The following is a 23,598-nucleotide window of genomic DNA, read 5'->3' on the forward strand; positions in this document are numbered from 1 at the left end:
CCTTTCCCGCCTCTACGGCCCCGAAGCCCCGACCCGCCTGCGCAACGCCCACGTGGCAATCGCAGGCCTGGGCGGCGTAGGCTCCTGGACCGTCGAAGCCCTGGCCCGCTGCGGGGTAGGCGCGTTGACGCTCATCGACCTGGACCACATCGCCGAATCCAACGTCAACCGCCAGATCCACGCGCTGACCGCCACGCTGGGCCAGTCCAAGGTCGACGCCATGGCCGAACGCGTGCTGGCCATCAACCCGGAATGCCGGTTGACTCGGGTAGATGACTTCGTGTCACCCGAGAACGTCGCCCAGGTCCTGCCCGGCCCGTACTCCGTCATCATCGACTGCACCGACCAGGCCGCGGCCAAGATCGCGATGATCCTGCATGCGCGGGAAATCGGCGTGCCCATGCTGTTGTGCGGCGGCGCGGGTGGCAAGACCGATCCGCTGGCCTTGCGCGCTGGCGACCTGTCCGCCGCGGTCAACGACGCGCTGCTGTCCAAGCTGCGCAACAAGCTGCGCCGCGAACATGGCTTTCCGCGGGCCTCCGACCAGAACGGCAAAGCACTGAAGCGCGTGCCGAAAATGGGCATCCACGCCCTGTGGTTCGACCAGCCCGCCATCCTGCCCGACGCCTGGACCCGCCCCACCGAAGGCGAGGACGACATGGGCGCCTCGGGCCAGGCCCTGGCGCCGCAAGGCCTGTCCTGCGCCGGTTATGGCTCGGTCGTGACCGTCACGGCCGCCATGGGCATGGCGGCGGCCAACGAGGCCCTGCGACTGGCCGTCTGAACAACGACCCTACAGCGCCACGAACACCACGCCGTCCTCGATCCTGACCGGATAAGTGGCAATGTTCTCGCGCAGCGGCGAACAGAGCGCGCGTCCGTCGCGCACGTCGAAGCGTCCCTGATGCAGCGGGCATTCGATTTCATGCCCCATCAAGAAGCCGTCGCACAGCCGCGCATTGCCGTGCGTACAGAGGTTGGCGGTGGCGTAGACCTCTCCGTCCACGCCGTACAGCGCGATCTCGCGGCCATCGGCCTGCACGGCGATGACGTCTTCCTCAGGCACTTCATCCCGCGCGATGGTCTTGATCCATTGCGTGCTCATAACAGTCATGTCCTCGGTCAGATAGGGTAGATAAGCGAATTCGGCACCAGCTCGCTGTCGAAGATGCATAGCCGCGATGCGAACCTGAGCCCGTCCGGACCGCGCTGAACCACGTCCAGATAGCGGCCCACGTTGAACACCGTGGTCAGCTGGCTGGGCTTGGTGCGGAACACGGCGTAATTGGCCTCGGACTCGATGCGGTCGCCCTGCACCGACAGCACGCGCGGCGCGCCCACCACGTGGCGCTGGTAGTAGGGATCGTGGAAGATGGTGTCGGTGGCGCCGTAGATGCGGTCCTTCAGCATGCCGCGGCTTTCGAACGCCATGGTCGCCAGCGGATAGCCGCGCTCGTGGTTCTCGCGCGGCAGCACCTTGTACACGCAGTCCTCCAGGAAGAACTCGGGCCACTTCTCCCATTCTTCCGCGTCCAGCGCGGCCGCGTAATCGTTGTACAGGCAGGTCAGTTGGTAGTAGAGAGGAAAGTCCAGCATCGTCAGGCCTCCATGACCCGCCGCCAATACGCGTACATGCCGCGGATCAGCGTTTCCGTGACCATGTGGTCGGTGTTCTCGGCGGTTTTACCGCCCAGTTCCGCCACGCTGCGGTGCCAGGGCTTTTGTTCAAAGCCCGATTGCGAGAATTCGATGACCTCGCCATCGTCCGCCGACACGAAGCCCGCCGGGCCGAACAGATTGGCCTGGCGCAGGCGGCGGCGCGTCATCTCGGGCGTGTCGTCGGCGAAGCCGAAATGCGTCCAGACGAAGTCGAAGGCGTCGTGGCCCACCGGCTGGATGTGGCGCGTGGACAGCGAGTTCACCTGCTGTTGGATGATGACGCTGGGAAACAGCGTCATCAGCACGGCGGTGGGGCCGTTCCACCAGGGTTCCGGCACGATGTCCAGGAAGCGGTCATCGTTCAGCGACATTTGTTCCTTGAAACTGGACACGCCGCTGGTCACGCTGCCTTTGCCGCCCTGGCCGCGCGTCGAGATCATGGCGGCGTGGCGCAAGTGCTGATCCATCTTCAACTCGGAGCGGTTGTCCGCCCGCCACAGGCCGAAGGTGACGAACCAGGTGTGCAGCAGGCCAGGATGGTAGGGATCCTTGATGTTCTCCTGCATCAGCTTCCAGTTGCCCGGGATGCGCTGGCGGCTGTAGCCATGGATGACCAGTTCGCGGCCATCGAAGACGCGGTCGAAGTAATGCTGGATGTCCGGCCCCAGATAGTCCTCCAGCGGCTCCACGTCGTGGTCGAACGAAGCGAACACCACGCCGTTGCGGCAGGCCACGGCCAGCTTGGTCAGGCCGTGCTCTTCCGGCTTGAAGTCGGGCGGCATGCCGCCGTTGATCTTGCCGTCCTGCTTGACGCCGCGGCGGAACGGCACGCCGATCAGGTTGCCCTGCAGGTCGTAGTTCCACTGGTGGTAGGGGCAGACGAATTCGCTGCGGTTGCCGGAGCGTTCGCGGCAGAACTGCACGCCGCGGTGGGCGCACACGTTTTCCACCACGCGCACCTGGCCGTCGTTGTCGCGCAGCAGGATGACAGAGCGTTCGCCCACGGCGGTGCGTTTGAAGTCGCCCGGGTTGGGGATCTCGGCTTCCAGGCCCACATAGCTCCAGTGCGCGCGATAGAAGAACCGCTCCATTTCGCGCTGGTGCAGGGCGGCGTCGGTGTAGACGCCGAAGGGGATGCGGTGGGAACCGTCGGTTTGCCAGCGCGGGGCGAATTCGATGGGTTGCTCGAGGGCATTCATGATCCGCTCCGGCTACAGGGCGCGGCGGCGGGCAGCGTACAGGTACGCATGGCTGGTCTCCTTGGTTCGGCGGGCCGCGGGGGCGGTCCGGCAGAGCCGGCGCGGCATGGGCGCTGGCGTTTGTTGCATCATCGGGCAGCTTGTGAAATAAATAAATAGAATCTGCATGATGAGATAAATCACCAAAATCAATATTGGTGGAGACAAGCGCATGAACCTGCAAGACGTGGACCTGAACCTGCTGGTGGTCTTCAATGAGCTCTGGAAGCACGGTCGGGTGTCCGCCGTGGCCGATAGCCTGGGCATCTCGCAACCCGGCGTCAGCAACGCGCTGGGCCGGCTGCGCAAGCTGCTGGGCGACGAGCTGTTCCTGCGGACCTCGCGCGGCATGGTGCCCACGCCCTATGCGCAGGACCTGGCGCAGCCCATCGCCGCCGCGCTGGAGGCGCTGCACAGCACCTTGAACGCCCGCGCCGCGTTCGACCCCGCGCACAGCGGGCGCGCCTTCGTGATCGGCGTGAACGACGTGGGCGAAAGCTACTTCCTGCCGCGGCTGATGCGCGCGCTGGACCGCGCCGCGCCCAATGTCACGGTGCGTACCGTGCGCACCACCTCGATCGACGTGAAGGACGAAATGGAGCGTGGCCGCATCGACCTGGCCATGGGCTTCCTGCCCGATCTGAATAGCGGCTTCTTCCAGCGCCTGCTGTTCCGCCAGCCCTATGTTTGCATCTTCCGCCGCGATCATCCCTTGGCGCGCACCGGCGTGTCGGCCCGCCAGTTCCGCGCTGCCGAGCACGTGGCCATCGCGTCGGAAGGCACGGGCCACGGCGTGGTGGATCAGGTGATAGGGCAGGCCGGCATCCGCCGGCGCCTGCGCCTGACGGTGCCGCACTTCATCGCGGTGGGGCCGGTGCTGGCTGCCACCGACATGATCGCCGTGGTGCCGCAGCGTTTTGCCGACTGCGCCTGCGGCCCGTTCGGCCTGGCGACCGCGCCCTGTCCGGTGAAGATCCCGGAGTCGGTCATCAATGTGTTCTGGCACGCCCGCAACCACCGCGAACCGGCCAACCAGTGGCTGCGGCAGGTGGTGGTCGACGAATTCGCGGATTAAGCCTCGCGCAGCGTGACGGGAAGCCAGCCGCGCAGCGCGTTGGAGAGGCGGATTTCCTCGGCGGCGTGCAGGTCGGCCAGGGTCAGCACGCGTTCCTCCACCTGGCCCGTTTCCAGCAGTTCGGCGCGCTGCACGCCCGGCAGGCAGCCGCTGTCCACGGGCGGCGTGTACCAGTCGCTGTCCAGGCGCAGATAGACGTTGCTGCGGCTGCCTTCGCAGAGTTCACCGCGCTCGTTCAGGTACAGCAGATCGAAGATGTGCGGATGCGAGGGCAGCCATTCGATGGTCTTGGTGTACCAGGGGCGGTAGGTGGTCTTGTAGCGCAGCAGCGGCTCGGAAGAGCGTAGCGCTTCAGGCGCCAGCATGGCTTCCTGCACGGCCGGCAAGGACGGCAGCGGCGCGGTCTGGATGTTGCGGCTGCCGTCGCGCGCCACCAGCAGGCGCAGCCGGTGCGGTCCGGGGGTGGATACGCCCAGCGCGGTGATCATGATGTCGGCCTCGACGGCCCGGCCGCCCCAGCCATAGCCCAGGGCCTTGCAGGAGGTTTCCAGGCGTTGGAGGTGGCGCGCCAGCAGCGGCACGCGTCGTTCGGCATCGACCAGGATGGTCTCGATCAGTTCGGGTTGCATGGGAGCCTCCTGGTGTGTAGATGCTGCGGGCGCGCTCTATCCTACTACCGATGTCCGCGCCGGTGGCGCGGGTCCCAGGGCAAGCCGCTTCAGGCCCGCAGGATCCGGGCCTTCCAATGGCATTCCTGCCATTCCTCGGCCGGGTCGGAATCGTGCACGATGCCGCCGCCCACGCTGTAGACGCCGTGACCCGCCTGGTCCAGCACCAGGGTGCGGATCGCGACGTTCAGCGCAAAGTCGCCGTCGGGCGCCAGCCAGCCGATGCTGCCGCAATACAGGCCGCGCGGCGCCGTTTCCATCTGGCGGATGCGGCGCATGGCCGCCACCTTGGGGGCGCCGGTGATGGAGCCGCAGGGAAACAGCGCGCGCAGCACGTCTGCAAGCGTAGCCCGCGGCGCCAGCGCCGAAACCGTGGACGTCATGGTCCAGACGGTGGGATAGCGCTCCAGCGTGAACAGGGCGTCGACCCGCACCGAGCCCGGCTCGGCCAGCCGGCCCAGGTCGTTGCGCAGCAGGTCCACGATCATCAGGTTTTCGGCGCGGTTCTTTTCGCTGGCGAGCAGCGCCTGGCCCAGCCGTTCGTCCTCGGCCGGATCGGCGTGGCGCGGGGCGGTTCCCTTCATCGGGCGCGTGGTCAGGCGCGGGCCGTCGCGGCGCACGAACAGTTCGGGCGAAAACGACAGCACCGTGCGCTCGCCGTCCTCGATGAACGCGCCGTGCGCCACCGGGTTGCGGGCCGCGATGCGCCGGTACAGCATGGCCGCGTCGCCCTGGAACTGCAGGTCCAGCGGCTGCGTGTAGTTCACCTGATACAGCTCGCCGTCGCCGATCAGACCGCGGATGGCGCCGATCTGGCGCACGTAGTCCGCCTCGGTCATGCGCGGCGCGGGCAGGCTGATGGCGGCGGGCGCGCTGCCGGGTTCCGGCGCGTCCCAGGGCGCTTCGTCCTGCTTGTGTTCGAACACCAGCGCGGTCAGGCGCGGTTTGCCGTCATCGCGCGGCGGTGTCCAGGGGCCGGCGGGCGGCGCCATGGCAGCCTCGGGCAGCAGCCATTCGCCCAGCTCGTAGTCCAGCAACAGGGCGATCCAGCGGCCCTGCCGCCGCTGCGCCTCGATGGCGGCCAGGGCGGGGGCGACCTCGGCGGCGCAGCGCGCCTCGATCCGCGAGCACAAGCCCTCGAACCGCAGCGCGCGGCCGGCCAGCCGGTCTTCAAAACGACATTGCATGCTTCTTACTGCTGTTGATGGGCCAGGAATTCCTTCAGGACCCGGCCCGTGTGGGAATGGTCGCTCAGGGTCATGACGTGTTCGGGCGAGCCTTCGCCCACCAGCTTGCCGCCGCCCGTGCCGCCTTCGGGTCCCAGGTCCAGCAGCCAGTCGGCTTCGGCGATCACGTCCAGGTTGTGCTCGATCACCACCACCGTATTGCCGGCTTCCACCAGACGGTGCAACACGTGGATCAACTTCTCCACGTCGGCCATCGACAGGCCGACGGTGGGCTCGTCCAGCACGTACAGCGTGTGCGGGATGCGCGAGGCGCGGCCGGTCTTGATCAGGCCGTCGGTGAGGCGGGCCTTGGACAGCTCGGTCACCAGCTTGATGCGCTGCGCTTCGCCGCCCGACAGGGTGGGCGAGGGCTGTCCCAGCGTCAGGTAGCCCAGGCCCACGTCCTGCATCAGCTGCAGCGGGCGATGGATCTTGGGGTGCGCCGCGAAGTAGCCGATGGCGTCGTCCACTTCCATGGACAGCAGTTCGCCGGCATTCTTGCCGCGCATCTGTGTGCTGAGCGTGTCGTGGTTGAAGCGCGCGCCGTTGCAGGCGTCGCAAGGCACCTTCACGTCCGGCAGGAAGTTCATCTCGATGGTGCGCATGCCCTGGCCTTCGCAGATCGGGCAGCGGCCGTCGCCGGTGTTGAACGAGAAGCGCGCCGCCGTCCAGCCGCGCATGCGCGCTTCGCGGGTATCGGCGAACTGCTTGCGCACGTCGTCCCAGAAGCCCACGTAGGTGGCCGGGCAGGAGCGTGGCGTCTTGCCGATGGGCGTCTGGTCCACTTCCAGCACGCGGTCGATGGCTTCCCAACCCTTGATGCTCTCGCAGCCCGCCCAGCCCGGCGACTTGCCTTGCGAGACGGCCTGCATCAGGTTGTCCAGCAGCACTTCACGCGCCAAGGTGGATTTGCCCGAGCCGGACACGCCGGTCACCACGCTCAGGCGGCCCACCGGAATCTTCGCGTCCACGCTGCGCAGATTGTGCAGGCGGGCGCCCTTGATCTCGATCATGGGCGTGTCGGCCTCGACCGGACGGCGGCCTTGCAGCGGATGCTGCAAGGGTTTGGCCAGATAGCGGCCGGTGACCGATTCGGGCGCGTCGATCAGATCCTGCGCGCTGCCCTGGGCCACCACGCGGCCGCCGCGGATGCCCGCGCCCGGTCCGATGTCGATGATGTGCGAGGCGCGGCGGATGGTGTCGTCGTCGTGCTCCACCACCACCAGCGTATTGCCGTTGCCTTCCAGGCGCGCCAGCGCGTCCAGCAGGATGCGGTTGTCGCGCGGATGCAGGCCAATGGTGGGCTCGTCCAGCACGTAGCAGACGCCCTGCAGGTTGGAGCCCAGCTGCGCGGCCAGGCGGATGCGCTGCGCCTCGCCGCCCGACAGCGTGGGCGCAGCCCGGTCCAGCGCCAGGTAGTTCAGCCCCACTTCCTGCATGAAGTTCAGGCGTCCGCGGATTTCCGTGAGGATGTCGCGGGCGATCTCGCCTTCGCGGCCGCGCGCCACCAGCCCCGTGAAGAAAGTATGCGCGTCCGACACCGGCAGCGAGGCCAGTTCGGCGATGGACTTGTCGCGCCAGCGCACGGCGCGGGCCACCCGGTTCAGGCGCTCTCCGTCGCATTGCGTGCAGGCTTTGGCCTCGCCTTCGTACCAGGCGTTCCAGGCGGTTTCCTCGCCGGTCTGCTCTTCGTCGAAGCCTTGCAGTTGCAGGCCGGTACCGAAGCAGCCGGTGCACCAGCCATGCTTGGAGTTGTACGAGAACAGGCGCGGATCCGGCTCGGGGAAGCTGGTGCCGCAGGACGGGCAGGCGCGCTTGACCGAGAAGTGTTGCTGCTGCAGGTCGCTGTCCAGCGCCTCATGCAGCTTGTTCACCGGCCAGACCACGGACATGACGCCCTGGCCGTTTTCCAGCGCGCTCTTGACCGCGGCGCGCAGCTCGGCTTCGTTGGCGGGGTCGACCACCACGTCCGCGACCGGCAGCTCGATGGTGTGTTCCTTGTAGCGGTCCAGGCGCGGCCAGGGGGCGACGGGGATGAACTCGCCGTCCACGCGCAGGTGCGAGTGGCCCTTGGACCCGGCCCATTTGGCCAGGTCCGTGTAATAGCCCTTGCGGGCCGTGACCAGCGGCGCCAGCAGGCCGATGTGCACGCCCTTGTGCTCGCGCAGCAGGCGCGCCACGATCTGGTCCGTGTTCTGCGGTTCCACCGCGACGTTGCAGTCGGGGCAGTACTGCGTACCCAGCTTGACGTACAACAGGCGCAGGAAGTGATGGATTTCGGTCATCGTGGCCACGGTGGACTTGCGTCCGCCGCGGCTGGTGCGTTGTTCGATGGCGACCGTGGGGGGGATGCCGAAGATGGCGTCCACGTCCGGCTTGCCAGCCGGTTGCACGATGGCGCGGGCATAGGCGTTGAGCGATTCCAGATAGCGGCGCTGCCCTTCGTTGAACAGGATGTCGAAGGCCAGCGTCGACTTGCCCGAGCCGGACACGCCGGTGATGACGGTGAACTTGTCGCGCGGAATCTCCACGCTGACGTTCTTCAGGTTGTGCTCGCGGGCGTTGCGGATCTCGATCGCCATATTGGCCTGGCGGCGTTCGCGCACGAGAGATTGCAGCGGGCGGCCCACCTCCGCGACGTAGGCTTCGCCCGGTTCGGCGATACGGGCCGTCAGCCCGGCCTGCTCGACCTCCTGCGCATCGGCGTCGCTGCTCACGACCACGTCGGCCGGCAGGATGCTGACTTCGTAGTCGCGCAGGGCGGCGCCGGTGTGCGACTTGGGGTTGTCCATCAGGTCTTGCGGCGTGCCGGTGCCGATGACCAGGCCGCCGGCGTCGCCGCCTTCGGGGCCCAGGTCGATCAGCCAGTCGGCCGCGCGGATCACGTCCAGGTTGTGCTCGATCACCAGCAGCGTGTGGCCGGCGGCCAGCAGCTTGCGGAACGCGCGCATCAGCCGCGCCACGTCGTCGAAGTGCAGGCCGGTGGTGGGTTCGTCGAACAGGAACAGGCTGCCCTTCTTGGCGACCTTGGCGGTGGAAATGCCGCTGCGCGCCGCTTCGGCCAGGTGGCCGGCCAGCTTCAGGCGCTGCGCCTCGCCGCCCGACAGGGTAGGCACGGGCTGGCCCAGCCGCACGTATTCCAGGCCCACGTCGGCCAGCGGCGCAAGACCGGTCTGCACGTCGCGCAGGCCCTTGAAGAAGTCCAGCGCCTCGCTGACCGTCATCTCCAGCACTTCGTCGATGGACGCGCTCTTGCCCAGGTGTTCGACGCGCACTTCCAGCACTTCGGGGCGGAAGCGCTTGCCGTCGCAGTCCGGGCAGCGCAGGTATACGTCGGACAGGAACTGCATCTCCACGTGCTCGAAGCCGGTGCCGCCGCAAGTGGGGCAGCGGCCATCGCCGCCGTTGAAGCTGAAGGTGCCCGCCGTATAGGCGCGTTCGCGCGCCAGCGGCGCCTGGGCGAACAGCTTGCGGATCGCGTCGAACGCGCCCACGTAGCTGGCCGGGTTGGAGCGGGCCGTCTTGCCGATGGGGGTCTGGTCCACCATGACCACGTCGGCGATCTGCTCCGCGCCCAGCAGGCGGTCGAAGGCGCCGGGCGATTCTGACGGCTTGCCTTTCTGCTTGAGCAGGGCGGGGTACAGCACGTCTTGCACCAGCGTGGACTTGCCGGAGCCCGACACGCCGGTCACGCACACCAGTCGGCCCAGCGGCAGTTCGATGGAGACGTTCTTCAGGTTGTGTGCGCTGACGCCTTCCAGCAGCAGGCGCGGCGTGTTCGCCGCCACCGGCATGGGCCGCGGCGCTTCCACGCGCTGGCGGCCGCCCAGGTAGTCGCCCGTCAGCGTGCGCGCCGCGCGCAGTTGCGCCGGCGTGCCATCGAAGACGATCTGGCCGCCGCGTTCGCCGGGGCCGGGGCCGATGTCGATGATGCGGTCCGCGGCCACCATGACCTGCGGGTCGTGCTCCACCACCACCAGGGTGTTGCCGGCGTTGCGCAGGCGGTGCATGACTTCGACGACGCGGTGCATGTCGCGCGGATGCAGGCCGATGGACGGCTCGTCCAGCACGAACAGGGTGTTCACCAGCGAGGTGCCCAGCGCCGTGGTCAGGTTGATGCGCTGCACCTCGCCGCCCGACAGCGTGCGGCTCTGGCGGTCCAGCGTCAAATAGCCCAGGCCCACGTCGCACAGGAACTTGAGCCGCGCACGCACCTCGGTCATGAGCAGGTCGGTGGCGGCGTCCAGCGCGCCCGAGAACGACAGCGTGTCGAAGAAGATCCGCACGCGTTCGATGGGCAGCAGCATCACGTCATGGATGGACAGGCCGCCCAGGCCTTCGAGCTGCTCGCGGCTCCAGTTGGCGCCCACGGGCATGAAACGCTTGTAGCGGCCGTCCGCCGGCGGCAGCACGGTGTCGGCTTCCTCCCGGGTGCCCAGGCGCCAGAGCAGCGCGTCGGGCTTGAGGCGCGCGCCGTTGCAGGTGGGGCAGGGCGTGTAGCTGCGGTACTTCGACAGCAGCACGCGCACGTGCATCTTGTAGGCCTTGGTTTCCAGCCAGTCGAAGAAGCGCTGCACGCCGTACCACTGGTGCTTCCAGGCGTCGTTGCCGCCCTTCCAGTCGGGCGTGCCGTAGAGTACCCAGCGCTTGTGCTCCTCGCTCATGCTCTTCCAGGGCACGCCCAGCGGGATGCCGGCCTTGGGCGCGTACTTTTGCAGTTCGTCCTGGCATTCCTTGTACGACGGCGTGGTCCAGGGCTTGATGGCCCCTTCCAGCAGTGTCTTGTTCTCGTCCGGGATGACCAGGCCGAAATCGATGCCGATCACGCGGCCGAAGCCGCGGCAGGCTTCGCACGCGCCCAAGGGCGAGTTGAACGAGAAGCTGCTGGGCAGGGGATCGGTGTATTCGATGTCGCAGTCGGCGCAATGCAGGCGGTCGCTGTACTTCCAGATGTGGGCGTTGCCGCCTTCGGCGTCCATGACGTACACGGCCAGGTGGCCGGCGCCCATGCGCAGCGCGGTGTCCAGCGCTTCCATGATGCGTTCGCGTTCGGTGCCGGCGAAGCGGAAGCGGTCCTGGATCACGTGCAGGATGCGGCGCGATTCGGTGCTGCCCTTCGCGGCCTTGGTCTTCTTGGCGCCCTTGGCCGGTGCGGCCGCGCGCGGGGCGGCGGTTTCCTCGGCGTGCACGCGGGTGTAGCCCTGTTGCTCCAGGAAGCCGCGCACCTCCTCTTCGGTGAAGTTGGAGGGGACGGCGATGGGGAAGGTCACCACCAGCCGCGGGTCGCCGGCAGCGGCGGCGCGTTCGGCCAGCGAGTGGTAGACGGAATCCGGCGTGTCGCGCCGCACTACCTTGCCGCAGCCGCGGCAGTACAGCTTGGCGCCGCGCGCGAACAACAGCTTCAGATGGTCATTCAGTTCCGTCATCGTGCCGACCGTGCTGCGCGAGCTGCGCACCGGGTTGGTCTGGTCGATGGCGATGGCGGGCAGGATGCCCTCGATGCGGTCCACCTGCGGCTTGTCCATGCGGTCCAGGAACTGGCGCGCATAGGGCGAGAAGGTTTCCACATAACGCCGCTGGCCCTCGGCGTACAAGGTGTCAAAGGCCAGCGAACTTTTGCCGGACCCCGACACGCCGGTTACGACGACCAGTTCGCCGGTGGCGATGGTCAGGTCCAGGTTCTTGAGATTGTTCTGGCGGGCGCCAACGATGCGAATTTGGGAGCTCATGGACGGTATCGTAGCCTGAGGGGAGAGGCCTGCCCGAGCGACAACCCATCGCTGGTTCCGAGCGCGGCGATATGGAATAATTGACTATATTGTGAGTCACGTGTCCAATATATGGACATTTATGGGGCTCACTAGCTGTACAAATAAACAGTATCGCAGATTCGTCTGAGATTCGCGCTGCTCGGCTTGCACATTCTGCTGATTCATTGCTAAAGGCTTGCCGCCCTTAGTTGGAGACATACTTGCTGGAAACCAAGGTCCCGGGCGCTGCGGCGTTCGCCAAGTTCATGACGGTGCTGCAGGCGGTGGCGGATGCGCCCCAACCGCCCACGGCCGCGTCGCTGGCGCGCAGCTGCGGCTATCCCCGGCCCACGGTTTACCGTATCGTCGCCGCCCTGGCCGAGCAGGGCATGGTGGCCGAAACCGGCGGCGCCTACCGTCTGGGGCCGCGCCTGATGTCGCTGGCTAGCCGGGCCTGGTCGCAGTTCGACCTGCGCGCGGCGCTGGCGCCCGACCTGCAGGCGCTGCGCGACGAAACCGGCGAAACCGTGCACCTGGCCGTGCCGGCCGGGCTGGAAATGACCTATATCGACAAGCTGGAGAGCCCCGGCCCGGTACGCATGGCCTCGCGCGTCGGGGCCTCCGTGGCGCTGCACTCCAGCGCCGTCGGCAAGGCCTACCTGGCGGCGCTGGACGCCGCCGCGCGCGAGCGCCTGCTGCACGATCTGCCCCTGACCGCCCGCATGCCCGGCACCGTGACCAACCTGCCCGAACTACGCGCCGTGCTGGACCTGGCCGCTACGCGCGGCTACGCCACCGACGACGAGGAAAACGAGTCCGGCATCGTCTGCTATGGCGTGGCCTTGTGCGACGCCGCCGGGCGGCCTGTCGCCGGCGTCAGCGTCAGCACTTTGCTGTTCCGGCGGCGCGATGACCCGCAAGCCGCCTATATCGAACCCTTGCTGCGGCTGCGTGATGCCGCCGCGGCCAAACTCGCCGTCCTGCCGGTATCGCCCGGCGGCGCCTGATCGTCTGCCTCCAAGGAATGCCATGACCGCAACCGCAGCCCCTCTCGCCTCCAAGCTCTCCACCCTGTTGGCCGCCCGGGTCGTCCCCGTGCTGCGCTACACGGACGCCGCCACCGCCGCCTATGCGGCCGAAGTCGCCGTGGCCGCCGGCTGCACCACGCTGGAGCTGACCTGGACCATCCCCGGCGTCACCGACCTGCTGCGGGCGCTGCGCGACAAGCACGGCAGCGCGCTGCTGTTGGGCGTGGGCACGGTGCTGGACGAGCAGCAGGCGCGCGAGGCCCTGGTCGCGGGCGCGGACTTCCTGGTGTCGCCGGCGCTGGCCACCGACATCGTCGACCTGGCGCACGCAGCCGACGCGCTCTGCCTGCTGGGCGCCTTCACGCCCACCGAAGTGTTGGCGGCGCGCCGCGCGGGCGTGGACGTGGTGAAGATCTTCCCGGCGGACACGGGTGGCCCCAAGCACCTGGCGGCGCTCAAGTCCGTCTACCCGGACACCATCTTCTGCCCCACGGGCGGCGTCACCCAGGACAACATGGGCGCGTACTTCGCCGCCGGCGCCGCCATCGTCGGCATCGGTAGCAACCTCTATGACAAGGCGGCCTTCGCCGCCCGCGACACCGCCGCGCTGGTGGCGCAGATCGTCCGCACCCGGGAGGCCGCCCATGGCTGATTTCGATATCGTCGCGCTGGGCGAGCCGCTGGTCGAACTGAACCAGACGCACCAGGACCAGCGCCAGTATCTGCAAGGCTTCGGCGGCGACACCTCCAACGCCGTCATCGCCGCGGCGCGGCAGGGCGCAAGCTGCGCCTATCTGACGCGTGTCGGCAACGACGCCTTCGGTCAGCAGTTCCTCGACTTGTGGCAGGCCGAGGGCGTGGACACCTCGGGTGTACAGGTGGACGACCAGGCGCACACCGGCCTGTACTTCGTGCAGCACGGCCCGGACGGCCATGCTTTCAGCTATCTGCGCCGCGGTTCCGCCGCCAGCCTGATGACGCCGGCCAGCCTGGACTCGGGCCTGATCGAACGCGCCCGCTACCTGCACGTGTCGGGCATCAGCCTGGCGATCAGCACCAGCGCCTGCGACACCGTCTTCGCCGCCATCGAGCGCGCGCATGCGGCCGGGGTCCAGGTCAGCCTGGATTCGAACCTGCGGCTGCGTCTGTGGCCGGTGGACCGCGCCCGCGCCGTGCTGCGCGAGACCATGCGCACGGCCGACCTGTTCCTGCCCAGTATGGACGACATGCAGCACCTGACCGGCAACGACGATCCGGAACGCACGCTGGACTGGATCCGCGACGCCGGCGCCACTGGCGTGGTGGTGCTGAAGCTGGGCAAGGATGGGTCCATCATCGACGACGGCCGCCAGCGTATCCCGGTGGCGGCCTTGCGCGTGGAAGCGGTGGACGCGACCGGTGCGGGCGACTGCTTTGCGGGCAGCCTGCTGGCGCGCCGCTGCCAGGGCGACTCCTGGGAGGATGCGGTGCGTTATGCCAACGCGGCTGCGGCCCTGTCCACCCTGGGATACGGCGCGGTGGATCCGCTGCCGCGCAAGGAGCAGGTCCTGGAACGGCTGAAGAGCATTTCGGGCTGATCCAGGATGCGGTCGGGGCAGGGTTGTTGCCTGCCCCAGGGCGGAAGCGGCGTGATCCGCCCCTTATTGCATCGCATGGGATTGGAGCGTGGCGGAAACGCCGCATTTTCGCGCCGTTGGCGTGCCGCGTGCATTTCAGGCTAAAATGCCAAGTTACCCGAATTTTCCGCCAGCCCAGTATCCGGTTGTGCGGGCTTCACTACCGCAAATTCAACAGGAGAATCAACATGGCTGAACGCAAACGCGTGCGTCGCAACACCCTGGAACGCCGTTGCCTGGGCAAGGCTTTCAAGCGCTTGTTCGTCAAGTCGCCCAAGGGTGTTTTCAAGATGCTGGAAAAGATCAAGCGCGTCTAAGCGACGTGTCTGGCCGGGGTCTTCCCCGGTCTGATCAAAAAAACCCGCCGGTGCGCCGCGCGGGTTTTTTTTCGTCTGCCTGACGTCAGGCAGACGAAATGCCTATTCGTGGTCCTGTGGGGGGCCGAGCTTGGGCAGGATGAAATCCATGAAAGCCCGGGTTTTCGCCGGCTGGATGCTGGACGGATACACCACATAGATCGAAATCGGATCCACCTTCCAGCCCGGCAGCACGCGCTTGAGCGAATTGCGTTTGATGATGGGAGCGAGCGCGTGGCAGTGCGGCATGCGCGTAATCGCCAGGTCCAGGCCCGCCAGCGTGCCGGCGATGCTCATATTGTTGGCCGCCAGGTGGCCGCTGACCGGCACGCGTTCGCTGACGGCGCCGCGGTGCAGCGTCCAATGCGAATGCGCGGCATCAATGGCGGTGCGCAGGCACTGATGCCGGGTGAGATCGGCGGGAACCTCGGGTTCGCCGTAACGCGCAAGGTAGCGGTCGGAGGCATACAGGTAACTGTCCAAGGAAACCAGCTCCTGCACCACGACGCCGCTAGGCATGGCGCTATTGCCATTGCCGTTGTCGTAACCGGTGTCCGCCGACGTCCGGGGATGATGGGCATCGTTGCCGAAACGCAGCACCACGTCGAACGGGGTGCCTTGCGCGTCGGACGCCGTCATCATGCTCAGGTCGAACTCGCACTCCACTTCCGGGTAGCGGTCAGTGAAGTCATTGATGGTTTCCGGCAACAACCACATCGCCAGGCTGTAGGGCATGGATACCCGCAGGTTGCCGGAAGGGCCCCCCGACAGCGATTGCAGTTGCTCATGCGCCAGGCGGGCTTCGTCGATCAGGCCCTGACAGCGCCGCATATAGGCCGCGCCGGCCTCCGTGAGATCCAGGCGGCGCGTGTTGCGGTTGATCAGGCGCAAGCCGATGGCGCGTTCCAACTCATTGATCCGACGCGACAAAGTCGAGGTCGGCATGTTCAGCGCGCGCGCCGCCAGGCTGAAGCTCTTACGCTTGGCGACCTCGACGAACAAGGCGATGTCATTGAGCTGGACGGTCGACGCTTCCATAGGCATTCCGGTTTTGGCCGCCCGAGTGTACGCCACTACGGTATGCGTCCGAAGATTGCTGTGGCTTCCCCTTATCGTACGAACCGTCGTTTTTGTCAGATTTGATTGCAAATTTGAGCGTCTCGGGGCCGGTTCGCGCGGGCATATCCCCTAAACTTCAGGCGAAAACACCAAAACCAAGACCGCAGCGTTTGCACGATGCATCGCAAAGGGGCTCAGTGGGCATGACCGACACACCAACTTTTTTCACCGTTTTAACGCCCACCTACAACCGGGCGGGCACGCTCCATCGGGTATATGAATCCCTTTCCCGGCAGACGTTCCGGGATTTCGAATGGGTGGTGGTGGACGACGGTTCCACCGACAATACCCACGAATCGATCCTGGAGTGGCAGGCGCGCGCCGATTTTCCGATCCGTTATTTCTGGCAGAACAATCGCCACAAGAAAACCGCCTTCAACCGCGGCGTGCGCGAGGCGCGCGGCGAACTCATCGTCGGCCTGGACAGCGACGACGAGATGCCGCCCGACGCCCTGGCCACGTTCAAGGCGGCCTGGGACAGCATTCCGCCGGCGCGGCGCGAATCCTACGTGGCCGTGACCGGCCTGTGCGCGCGTCCCGACGGCAGCATCGTTGGCGACCGCTACCCGCAGGACGTGTTCGACAGCACGGCCGTGGACGTCTATTTCCGCTATCGCATCAAGGGCGAGAAGTTCGGCTGTATGCGCACCGACATCCTCAGGAAGTATCCCTTCCCCGAGGACGTCGCAGGCTTCGTGCCAGAAAGCCTGGTGTGGTGGGCGATCGCGCGCGCAGGTTATCTCAGCCGCTTCATCAACCGCGTAGTGCGTACCTACCACGACACGCCCGGCGGCCTGAGCCAGGGCGCGGTCTCGGTGGGCAACAATGCCCAGGGCCTGTACCTGCTGGCCTGGGACATGCTGCAGCACCATCTGGAATTCTTCCGCTACCGGCCGCGCGAGTTCATCATGGCCGCGGCGCGCTATACCCGCTTCCGGCTGCATCTGAAGCACTCCGGGGTGGCGACGGCGGTGCAGGCCTACAAGCTGACCAATCCGGCGGCGAAATTCATGGTCGCGGCCATGTGGCCGCTGGGCTATGCCCTGTACCGCCGCGACAGGCGCCGCGGCGTCGCCTAGGGCCTGCCGCGCGGGCAGGCTCCTTAGGGCGTTTTATGCGGGCGCGGCTGCCGGCGCCCCATGCCCCAGTCCCAGATATACCTCAACCACGCGCGGATCCTCCGCTACCTGGGCGGCCGGGCCTTCCAGCGTGACGGCGCCGGTTTCCAGCACGTAGGCGTAGTCGGCCACCTGCAGCGCGGCGCGGGCGTTCTGCTCGATCAGCAGGATCGACACGCCCATTTCGCGCAGGCGCGCGACAATGCGGAACACTTCGCGCACGATGCGCGGCGCCAGGCCCAGGCTGGGCTCGTCCAGCATCAGCAGCTTGGGCTTGGCCATCAGCGCGCGGCCCACCGCCAGCATCTGGCGTTCTCCGCCGGACAGCGTGCCGGACAACTGGGCTCGGCGTTCCTTCAGGCGCGGAAACAGCTCATAGACTTCGGCCAGCGTCTGGTCCTGGTCGCGCAAGCCGCAGCGGAAACGATGGAACGCGCCCAGCATCAGGTTGTCTTCCACCGTCATCTCGGCGAACAGTTCGCGCTTTTCGGGCACCAGGTTCATGCCGGCCGCCACCATTTCCTCGATCTCGGCGTGTTCCTGCGGCTTGCCGCCGAAGACGATCTGTCCGCTGGACGGCAGCACGCCCATGATGGCCGACAGCAGGGTGGTCTTGCCGGCGCCGTTGGGGCCGATCACGGTCACGATCTGGCCTTCGCCCACCGCCAGACTGACGCCCGATATGGCTTCGATCTTGTCGTAGGCCACGCGCAGGTCGCGCACTTCCAGCAAATTCGCGCTCATCATTCCACTCCGCCCAGATAGGCTTCAAGCACTGCGGGGTTGTGTTGGATCTCGCCGGGCAGGCCCTCGGCGATTTTTTCGCCGAAGTCCATGACCACCACGCGGTCCACCAGCCCCATCACGAAGTCCATGTCGTGCTCAACCAGCAGGATGGCCATGCCCTCGGCGCGCAGCTTCTTCAGCAACTCGGCCAGCTCGCATTTTTCCTGGTAGCGCAGGCCGGCGGCAGGCTCGTCCAGCAACAGGATGCAGGGATCGGACGCCAGCGCGCGGGCGATCTCCAGGATGCGCTGCTGCCCCAGGGCCAGCGAACCGGCTTCATCGTTCAGGTGCTTGCCCAGGCCCACGCGCTCGACCTGGCGCGCGGCTTCAGCCAGCAGGCGCGCCTCTTCGGCGCGGTCCAGCCGCCACGCGGCCGGCAGCACGCCGCGGTGGCCGCGCAGGTGCGCGCCGATGGCCACGTTTTCCAGCACGCTCATGCGGCCCAGCAGGCGCACGTGCTGGAAGGTGCGCGACAGGCCCAGCCGCGCAATGCGGCGCGCGCCGGCGCCGGCCACGGACTGGCCCAGCAGCGTCACCGTGCCCGAGGTCGGCGTGTCCACGCCGGAGATCTGGTTGAACATGGTGCTCTTGCCCGCGCCGTTGGGCCCGATCAACGCCAGGATTTCACCGGCGCGGATTTCCAGGTTCATGGCGTTGTTGGCGACCAGGCCGCCGAACTTGCGGGTCACGTCCACGGCCTTGAGCACCACTTCGCCGCGTGGCGGCATGGGCTTGCGCGGCAGCGGCTCAGCGTTCATGTCCAGCTTGCGCGGTTGCTTCTTCACCGGCACGCAGCGTGTCAGCACCGGCCACAACCCGCTGCGGGCGCGGTGCAACAGCAGCACCATGCCGAAGCCGAACACGATGACCTCGAAGTTGCCGGTCTGGCCCAGCAGCTTGGGCATCCAGTCTTGCAGCCATTGCTTGAGCACGGTGAACACGCCCGCGCCGACCAGCGCGCCCCAGACCTGTCCCGCGCCGCCGATGACGGTCATGAACAGGTACTCGATGCCCATCTGCAAACCGAAGGGGTTGGGGTTCACGAAGCGCTGCATGTGCGCATACAGCCAGCCCGAGGCGCAGGCTTGCAGCGCCGCGATGATGAAGATCACCATGCGCGAGCGGGCGGTGTCCACGCCCATGGATTCGGCCATCACGCGGCCGCCCTTGAGCGCGCGGATGGCGCGGCCCTCGCGCGAATCCAGCAGGTTCTGCGTCGACCACACGGCCACCAGCAGGAAGGCCCAGATCAGGTAGTAGATATTGTCGCCCTGGTTCAGCGTCCAGCCGAACAGGCTGATGGCGGGAATGTCCGGAATGCCGGTATGGCCGCCCAGGCCCTCGACGGAGCCGAAGACGAAGTACAGCGACAGGCCCCAGGCGATCGTGCCCAGCGGCAGGAAATGGCCCGACAGCTTCAGCGTGATCGCGCCCAGCAGGTAGGCGATGACCAGGGTCAGCGCCAGCCCGGCCAGCAAGGTCAGCCAGGGCGAGGCGCCCAGCCATGCCAGCCAGGAGGGCAGCGTGTCCGCGCGGGTGGTCAGCAGTGCGGTGGTGTAGGCGCCCACGCCCACGAAGGCGGCCTGCCCGAAGCTGGTCAGGCCGCCGACGCCGGTCAGCAGCACCAGACCCAGCGCCACCATGGCGTACAGGCCGATGTAGTTCAGCAGCGTGACATAGAACGGCGGCAGCGCCAGCGGCGCCAGGGCCAGCAGCGCCAGGAAGGCGAGGAGGATGTGGCGCGGGTTCATTCGTCTTCTTCCTCGACGTGATGGCTTTTCAGTGAGCGCCAGAGCAGCACGGGGATGATCAGCGTGAACACGATGATTTCTTTGTAGGCGCTGGCCCAGAACGAGGAGAAGGCTTCGATCAGGCCCACCAGGATGGCGCCGGCCGCGGCCAGCGGATAGCTCACCAGGCCGCCGATGATGGCGCCCACGAAGCCCTTCAGGCTGACCATGAAGCCAGAGTCGAAATACATGGTGGTGATGGGGGCGATCAGGATGCCCGAGACCGTGCCGATCAGCGCGGCCAGGAAGAACGTGGCCTTGCCGGCGAAGATCGGCGATATGCCCATCAGTCGCGCGCCCAGCCGGTTGAAGGCGGCTGCGCGCAGCGCCTTGCCGTACATCGAGCGTTCGAAGAACTGGTAGAGCACGATGATGAGCAGGGCCGACACCGCCACCACCCACAGCGCCTGGCTGTTGACGTTCAACGGTCCCAGCGCCAGGCTGGCATCGCTGAAGGGCGCGGTGCGGGCGCCTTCCGCGCCGAAGGCCAGCAGCCCCAGGCCGACCAGCGCCAGGTGCACGGCAATGGAGACGATCAGCAGCACCAGCGTCGAGGCCGACGCGATGGGCTGGTAGAACAAGCGGTACAGCTGGGGGCCCATCGGCACCAGCAACAGCAGCGTCAGCAGCGCCTGCGCCGCCATCGGCAGCTGGGCCAGCGGCAGCTTGTAGAACAGCGCGGCCAGCACCAGCGGATAGGCCAGCTTGACGGCCATGCGCCAGGCGCCGCGATTGCGGCCCGGCCGCTTGCGCCGCGCCAGCAGATCGGCGCCGACCTCGGCCACTGCGAAGGCGAACAGCAGCCACACCAGCAGCACCGGCTTGCCGGCCTGCAGCGCGGCCATGGTCAGCGCGCCGAACGCGACGAACTCGCCTTGCGGGATGAACAGCACGCGGGTGACGGTAAAGACCAGCAGGATGGACAAGGCCAGCAGCGCATAGATGGCGCCGTTGGTGATGCCGTCCTGCCCGAGTATCAGGGCAATCTGAGCATTCATGCGAAATTCCGGGTAAGACAGACAAGCAAGCCAGGCACCTCATTCCCCATCCGCGCGCGCCCGCCAGGATGCTACGGACTGCGCACCCTATCGGGATGCCGCGGAGCCGGCTTTGCGCACTCGATCGAGATGCCACGAAGCAGGCTCTGTGCATCCCTAGCGGGATGCCGCGGAGCCGGGCTCCGCCGGTCCGCAGGCATGCCCCCCAGGGGGGGAAGCGCGCAGCGCTTCGGGGGGGGGACTATTTCACCAGCGTCCAGGCGCCGTCCTTGACGGTGATGAGTTCGCGGCCGCGGTCGTCGAAGCCGCTGTGGTCGGCGGCCGTCATGTTGTAGACGCCCTGGGTGCCGACCAGCTCCTTGGTCTGTTCCAGCGCATCGCGCAGCGCGTTGCGGAACTCCTTGGTGCCCGGCTTGCCGGCCTTCTCGGCGATCGGCACGGCCTGTTGCAGCAGCAGGCCGGCGTCGTAGACGTTGGCGCCGAAGGTGGCGGGCTTGGAGCCGTTGAGCTTTTCGTAGGCGGCGATGTAGTCGGCGGCGACCTTCTTGGACGGGTTGCTGTCCGGCATTTCCGGCAGCACCAGCATCAGGCTGGCGGCCAGCACCGTGCCTTCGACCTTCTTGCCGCCCAGCTTCAGGAAGTCGGGCAGGGCCGCGCCGTGGGTCTGGTAGAACTTGCCCTTGTAGCCCTGATCGAACAGGGTGGTCTGCGGCAGTACGCTGGCGGCGCCGGGGGCGGCCACCAGCACGGCGTCCGGCTTGGCGGCCAGGATCTTCAGCGCTTGGCCGGTGACCGAACTGTCGAAGCGCAGGTAACGCTCGTTGGCCGTGATCTTGATGCCCTTTTCAGCGGCCAGGCCCGCGAAGACCTTGGACCAGTTCTCGCCGTAGGGATCGTTCAGGCCGATGAAGCCGACTGTCTTGATGCCGGTCTTGGCCATGTGGTCGACCAGCGCGCGCGCGATGATGTCGTCGTTCTGGGTGGTCTTGAAGACCCACTTCTTCTGCTCGTTCATGGGCAGCACGACCGCGGCGGTGCCCACCGGCGCCAGCATCGGCACGCCGGCCTCGGCCGCGAACTGGATCACGCCCATGGCGTTGGGCGAACCCGACGGCCCGATCAGCGCGTCCACGTTCTGCTCCGAGATCAGCTTCTTGAAGGCCGTCACCGAGTTGGTGGAATCGCTGGCGTCATCCAGCGAGATGTATTCCACGGTCAGGTCGCCGATTTTCTTCGGCAGCAGCGGCACGGTGTTCTTCTGGGGAATGCCGACCAGGGCCGTGGGGCCGGTGGACGAGGTGACGACGCCGACCTTGACCTGGGCCAGGGCGGGCAGGGCGAACAGCGCGGCTACCGCGGCGGCAGCGGCCAGGGGGAGTTTCTTCGACAGCATGGCAAAACCTCCGGATAGGGAGCAGGGTGGGGGTGCGGCTGGAAAACGGAGAAAACGGGTGCTTCTGTGCTTGCTTGGTTTGCTCTAATACTTGTTGCTTAAACTTTCTGTGCGCAGGCTCGCACTGTAGACCCGGTCCGCAGTGCTTACCTATCCGTCAAAACCCGAAGCGTGTTCAGATGGTGATGGAGCTGACGCTGGCGCCGCCGCAGACGAACAGCGTCTGGCCGGTGACGAAGCTGTTGGCCGGATCCGAGAAGAACATGACGGCGCGCGCCACGTCGTCCGAACGGCCCAGGCGCTTGACCGGGATGCCGGCGGCCAGCTGCTTTTCGCGTTCGCTGCCGGGCTCGATCACCTCGTAGAACATATCGGTCTGGATCGGGCCTGGGGCTACTACGTTGACCGTGATGCCATAGGGCGCCAGCTCCAGCGACCAGGTGCGCGCCATGCCCACCATGCCGGCCTTGGTGGCCGAATACGCCGTGCGGGTCGGCAGGCCCAAAGCGCCGCGCGAGGACATCATCACGATGCGGCCGAACTTGCGTTCCTGCATGCCGGGCAGGGCGGCCTGCACCAAGCTGATGGCGGCGCCCAGGTGGATCTGCGTCAGGCCGTGCAGTTCTTCCTGCGTGACCTGCGGCAGCAGGTTGGGCCAGATGACGCCGGCGTTGTGGATGACGTGGCTGATGGGAAACCTGGCGGCGGCTTCGGCGCCCGCCTGCGCGGTGGCCTCGGCGTCCAGCAGATCCACCTGCATGTTATGGAGGCGCGGGTGGCTGAAGTCGGCGGCGCGGCGCGCCATGGAAATCACTTCGTAGCCCGCGTCCAGCATGCTGCGGCAGATTTCGGCGCCGATGCCGGCGCTGCCGCCGGTGACGATGGCGACGTTGGTATGCGTCATGGAATTCCCCCTGTTGTCGTTGTGGTGCGGCCGGCTCAGGCGCGGCCGGCTCAGGTCTTGGGCGCCAGCGCCAGCACGCGCAGCGGGCTGCCCGAGCCGCTGCGGATCTTGAGCGGCGCCGAGAAGATCACCGCGCCGGTGGGCGGCAACTGGTCCAGGTTGGTCATGCATTGCAGGCCGTAGCGGTTGTTGCCGTGCATGTAGTAGTGGCAGGGATAGGGGGGATCCAGGTGCTGCGCCTGGCCCGCATCGGTGCCGACCGACTCGGTGCCGAAGCCGTGCACGTCGCGCTCCTTGATCAGCCAGGGCACCACCTCGGCATCGGGGCCGGGCGAGTGCGCGCCGTCTTCCTGCAGGTTCAGGTAGTCGGCGGGCTTGGCGCGCTTGGACCAGTCGGTGCGCATCAGTACCCAGGAACGCGCGGGGATGCGGCCGTGCCGCTCTTCCCATTTCTTCACGAAGTCCACGGTCAGCAGGAAGTCGGGGTTGTCGCGGGATTCGGCCGAGCAGTCGATGACGCAGGCGCTGGCGATGAAGGCCTCGACCGGAATGGTGTCGACGGTGTTGTCAGGCTGGTCCTTGCCCGTGACCCAGTGGGCCGGCGCGTCGAAGTGGGTGCCGGTATGCTCGGAGCACGAGAAGTTGTTCCAGTACCAGGCCGGGCCGCGTTCGTCGTAGCGCGAGATTTCCTCGATGCGGAACGGCCAGGCCTGGCCGAATTCCGGCGGCAGCACGATGGTCGGGAACTCCGGCGTCAGCGTCTCGGTCAGGTCCACCACGCGGATGCGGCCGGACATCAGTTCGGCCATGAATTGGGCAAGAATGTTTTGGCTCATGTGCTGTTCCTCTAGGTTCGTGCGTTGTCGAAGCGGGG

General features: G+C 67.1%; 20 protein-coding genes. 7 read left to right on the plus strand and 13 right to left on the minus strand.

What is annotated here, in order from left to right; all coding sequences use genetic code 11:
- Nucleotides 1–784: ThiF family adenylyltransferase (locus IPU70_RS21930; protein ID WP_207470278.1), on the plus strand; the 784-nt coding region annotated here is incomplete at its 5' end.
- Nucleotides 785–793: 9 nt separating this feature from the next.
- Here the strand turns inward: IPU70_RS21930 and IPU70_RS21935 are convergent.
- Genes IPU70_RS21935 through IPU70_RS21945 form a run of 3 tightly spaced genes read right to left on the minus strand, consistent with a single transcriptional unit; the run spans nucleotide 794 to nucleotide 2,858 of the window.
- Nucleotides 794–1,105, minus strand: a complete 312-nt coding sequence (locus IPU70_RS21935) for a non-heme iron oxygenase ferredoxin subunit (protein WP_207470281.1) — start codon at nucleotides 1,103–1,105, stop codon at nucleotides 794–796.
- Nucleotides 1,106–1,122: 17 nt separating this feature from the next.
- Entirely contained in the window at nucleotides 1,123–1,596 is a 474-nt protein-coding gene (locus IPU70_RS21940; protein ID WP_207470283.1) for a nuclear transport factor 2 family protein, read from the minus strand.
- 2 nt (nucleotides 1,597–1,598) lie between these two features.
- The gene (locus tag IPU70_RS21945) at nucleotides 1,599–2,858 is read right to left on the minus strand and encodes an aromatic ring-hydroxylating dioxygenase subunit alpha (RefSeq protein WP_207470285.1); all 1,260 of its coding nucleotides are present in this window, start codon (nucleotides 2,856–2,858) and stop codon (nucleotides 1,599–1,601) included.
- Between the two features lie 211 nt (nucleotides 2,859–3,069).
- Between IPU70_RS21945 and IPU70_RS21950 the strand changes: the two genes are divergently transcribed.
- Nucleotides 3,070–3,972, plus strand: coding sequence for a LysR family transcriptional regulator (locus IPU70_RS21950; RefSeq protein WP_207470287.1), 903 nt, complete (start codon nucleotides 3,070–3,072; stop codon nucleotides 3,970–3,972).
- On the opposite strand, the gene IPU70_RS21955 is transcribed toward IPU70_RS21950, so the two are convergent.
- The 3 genes from IPU70_RS21955 to uvrA form a co-directional block, all read right to left on the minus strand.
- Entirely contained in the window at nucleotides 3,969–4,601 is a 633-nt protein-coding gene (locus IPU70_RS21955; protein ID WP_207470289.1) for an aminotransferase class IV family protein, read from the minus strand. The genes IPU70_RS21950 and IPU70_RS21955 overlap by 4 nt on opposite strands.
- 89 nt (nucleotides 4,602–4,690) lie before the next feature.
- Entirely contained in the window at nucleotides 4,691–5,827 is a 1,137-nt protein-coding gene (locus IPU70_RS21960; RefSeq protein ID WP_207470291.1) for an aminodeoxychorismate synthase component I, read from the minus strand.
- Nucleotides 5,828–5,832: 5 nt separating this feature from the next.
- Nucleotides 5,833–11,595, minus strand: a complete 5,763-nt coding sequence (gene uvrA / locus IPU70_RS21965; protein WP_207470293.1) for an excinuclease ABC subunit UvrA — start codon at nucleotides 11,593–11,595, stop codon at nucleotides 5,833–5,835.
- A gap of 242 nt (nucleotides 11,596–11,837) precedes the next feature.
- On the opposite strand from uvrA, the gene IPU70_RS21970 reads away from it, so the two are divergent.
- The 4 genes from IPU70_RS21970 to IPU70_RS33000 all read left to right on the plus strand — a co-directional run bounded on the left by IPU70_RS21970 (nucleotide 11,838) and on the right by IPU70_RS33000 (nucleotide 14,577).
- A complete protein-coding gene (locus tag IPU70_RS21970; RefSeq protein ID WP_207470295.1) occupies nucleotides 11,838–12,623 on the plus strand; it encodes an IclR family transcriptional regulator in 786 nt (261 codons plus the stop codon).
- Nucleotides 12,624–12,645: 22 nt separating this feature from the next.
- On the plus strand, nucleotides 12,646–13,296 hold the full coding sequence (locus IPU70_RS21975) for a bifunctional 4-hydroxy-2-oxoglutarate aldolase/2-dehydro-3-deoxy-phosphogluconate aldolase (protein ID WP_207470297.1): 651 nt from the start codon (nucleotides 12,646–12,648) through the stop codon (nucleotides 13,294–13,296).
- Nucleotides 13,289–14,221, plus strand: a complete 933-nt coding sequence (locus tag IPU70_RS21980) for a sugar kinase (RefSeq protein WP_207470299.1) — start codon at nucleotides 13,289–13,291, stop codon at nucleotides 14,219–14,221. Before IPU70_RS21975 ends, IPU70_RS21980 begins: the two co-directional genes overlap by 8 nt.
- A gap of 227 nt (nucleotides 14,222–14,448) precedes the next feature.
- Nucleotides 14,449–14,577 carry a hypothetical protein gene (locus IPU70_RS33000; RefSeq protein WP_006226408.1) on the plus strand — a complete coding sequence of 43 codons (129 nt, stop codon included), beginning with the start codon at nucleotides 14,449–14,451 and terminating at the stop codon, nucleotides 14,575–14,577.
- 102 nt (nucleotides 14,578–14,679) lie between these two features.
- Here the strand turns inward: IPU70_RS33000 and IPU70_RS21985 are convergent, their stop codons facing one another.
- Nucleotides 14,680–15,654 carry a LysR family transcriptional regulator gene (locus IPU70_RS21985; protein ID WP_207470301.1) on the minus strand — a complete coding sequence of 325 codons (975 nt, stop codon included), beginning with the start codon at nucleotides 15,652–15,654 and terminating at the stop codon, nucleotides 14,680–14,682.
- 224 nt (nucleotides 15,655–15,878) lie between these two features.
- On the opposite strand from IPU70_RS21985, the gene IPU70_RS21990 reads away from it, so the two are divergent.
- Nucleotides 15,879–16,814 carry a glycosyltransferase family A protein gene (locus IPU70_RS21990; protein ID WP_207470302.1) on the plus strand — a complete coding sequence of 312 codons (936 nt, stop codon included), beginning with the start codon at nucleotides 15,879–15,881 and terminating at the stop codon, nucleotides 16,812–16,814.
- Between the two features lie 33 nt (nucleotides 16,815–16,847).
- Here IPU70_RS21990 and IPU70_RS21995 read toward each other — a convergent pair whose 3' ends face one another.
- The 6 genes from IPU70_RS21995 to IPU70_RS22020 all read right to left on the minus strand — a co-directional run bounded on the left by IPU70_RS21995 (nucleotide 16,848) and on the right by IPU70_RS22020 (nucleotide 23,560).
- The gene (locus tag IPU70_RS21995) at nucleotides 16,848–17,597 is read right to left on the minus strand and encodes an ABC transporter ATP-binding protein (protein WP_207470304.1); all 750 of its coding nucleotides are present in this window, start codon (nucleotides 17,595–17,597) and stop codon (nucleotides 16,848–16,850) included.
- The gene (locus IPU70_RS22000; RefSeq protein WP_207470306.1) at nucleotides 17,597–19,390 is read right to left on the minus strand and encodes an ATP-binding cassette domain-containing protein; all 1,794 of its coding nucleotides are present in this window, start codon (nucleotides 19,388–19,390) and stop codon (nucleotides 17,597–17,599) included. The genes IPU70_RS21995 and IPU70_RS22000 overlap by 1 nt, the downstream gene beginning before the upstream one ends.
- Nucleotides 19,387–20,427, minus strand: coding sequence for a branched-chain amino acid ABC transporter permease (locus IPU70_RS22005; protein ID WP_207470307.1), 1,041 nt, complete (start codon nucleotides 20,425–20,427; stop codon nucleotides 19,387–19,389). Before IPU70_RS22005 ends, IPU70_RS22000 begins: the two co-directional genes overlap by 4 nt.
- Nucleotides 20,428–20,668: 241 nt before the next feature.
- A complete protein-coding gene (locus tag IPU70_RS22010; RefSeq protein WP_207470309.1) occupies nucleotides 20,669–21,820 on the minus strand; it encodes an ABC transporter substrate-binding protein in 1,152 nt (383 codons plus the stop codon).
- 175 nt (nucleotides 21,821–21,995) lie between these two features.
- A complete protein-coding gene (locus IPU70_RS22015; protein WP_207470312.1) occupies nucleotides 21,996–22,724 on the minus strand; it encodes an SDR family NAD(P)-dependent oxidoreductase in 729 nt (242 codons plus the stop codon).
- A gap of 50 nt (nucleotides 22,725–22,774) precedes the next feature.
- Nucleotides 22,775–23,560: a cyclase family protein gene (locus IPU70_RS22020; RefSeq protein ID WP_207470314.1), complete on the minus strand. Its 786-nt coding sequence runs from the start codon at nucleotides 23,558–23,560 to the stop codon at nucleotides 22,775–22,777.
- Between the last annotated feature and the right edge of the window lie 38 nt (nucleotides 23,561–23,598).

Origin of the sequence: Achromobacter sp. SD115 (assembly GCF_017355315.1) — a bacterium.
Classification (GTDB): domain Bacteria; phylum Pseudomonadota; class Gammaproteobacteria; order Burkholderiales; family Burkholderiaceae_B; genus Achromobacter; species Achromobacter xylosoxidans_B.

Excerpts from the sequence above, each read along its gene's own strand:
- IPU70_RS21935 (WP_207470281.1), bottom strand. The coding sequence starts at position 1,105 with ATGAGCACGCAATGGATCAAGACCATCGCGCGGGATGAAGTGCCTGAG.
- IPU70_RS21940 (WP_207470283.1), bottom strand. The coding sequence starts at position 1,596 with ATGCTGGACTTTCCTCTCTACTACCAACTGACCTGCCTGTACAACGAT.
- IPU70_RS21945 (WP_207470285.1), bottom strand. The coding sequence starts at position 2,858 with ATGAATGCCCTCGAGCAACCCATCGAATTCGCCCCGCGCTGGCAAACC.
- IPU70_RS21950 (WP_207470287.1), top strand. The coding sequence starts at position 3,070 with ATGAACCTGCAAGACGTGGACCTGAACCTGCTGGTGGTCTTCAATGAG.
- IPU70_RS21955 (WP_207470289.1), bottom strand. The coding sequence starts at position 4,601 with ATGCAACCCGAACTGATCGAGACCATCCTGGTCGATGCCGAACGACGC.
- IPU70_RS21960 (WP_207470291.1), bottom strand. The coding sequence starts at position 5,827 with ATGCAATGTCGTTTTGAAGACCGGCTGGCCGGCCGCGCGCTGCGGTTC.
- uvrA (WP_207470293.1), bottom strand. The coding sequence starts at position 11,595 with ATGAGCTCCCAAATTCGCATCGTTGGCGCCCGCCAGAACAATCTCAAG.
- IPU70_RS21975 (WP_207470297.1), top strand. The coding sequence starts at position 12,646 with ATGACCGCAACCGCAGCCCCTCTCGCCTCCAAGCTCTCCACCCTGTTG.
- IPU70_RS21980 (WP_207470299.1), top strand. The coding sequence starts at position 13,289 with ATGGCTGATTTCGATATCGTCGCGCTGGGCGAGCCGCTGGTCGAACTG.
- IPU70_RS33000 (WP_006226408.1), top strand. The coding sequence starts at position 14,449 with ATGGCTGAACGCAAACGCGTGCGTCGCAACACCCTGGAACGCCGTTGC.
- IPU70_RS21985 (WP_207470301.1), bottom strand. The coding sequence starts at position 15,654 with ATGGAAGCGTCGACCGTCCAGCTCAATGACATCGCCTTGTTCGTCGAG.
- IPU70_RS21990 (WP_207470302.1), top strand. The coding sequence starts at position 15,879 with ATGACCGACACACCAACTTTTTTCACCGTTTTAACGCCCACCTACAAC.
- IPU70_RS21995 (WP_207470304.1), bottom strand. The coding sequence starts at position 17,597 with ATGAGCGCGAATTTGCTGGAAGTGCGCGACCTGCGCGTGGCCTACGAC.
- IPU70_RS22000 (WP_207470306.1), bottom strand. The coding sequence starts at position 19,390 with ATGAACCCGCGCCACATCCTCCTCGCCTTCCTGGCGCTGCTGGCCCTG.
- IPU70_RS22005 (WP_207470307.1), bottom strand. The coding sequence starts at position 20,427 with ATGAATGCTCAGATTGCCCTGATACTCGGGCAGGACGGCATCACCAAC.
- IPU70_RS22010 (WP_207470309.1), bottom strand. The coding sequence starts at position 21,820 with ATGCTGTCGAAGAAACTCCCCCTGGCCGCTGCCGCCGCGGTAGCCGCG.
- IPU70_RS22015 (WP_207470312.1), bottom strand. The coding sequence starts at position 22,724 with ATGACGCATACCAACGTCGCCATCGTCACCGGCGGCAGCGCCGGCATC.
- IPU70_RS22020 (WP_207470314.1), bottom strand. The coding sequence starts at position 23,560 with ATGAGCCAAAACATTCTTGCCCAATTCATGGCCGAACTGATGTCCGGC.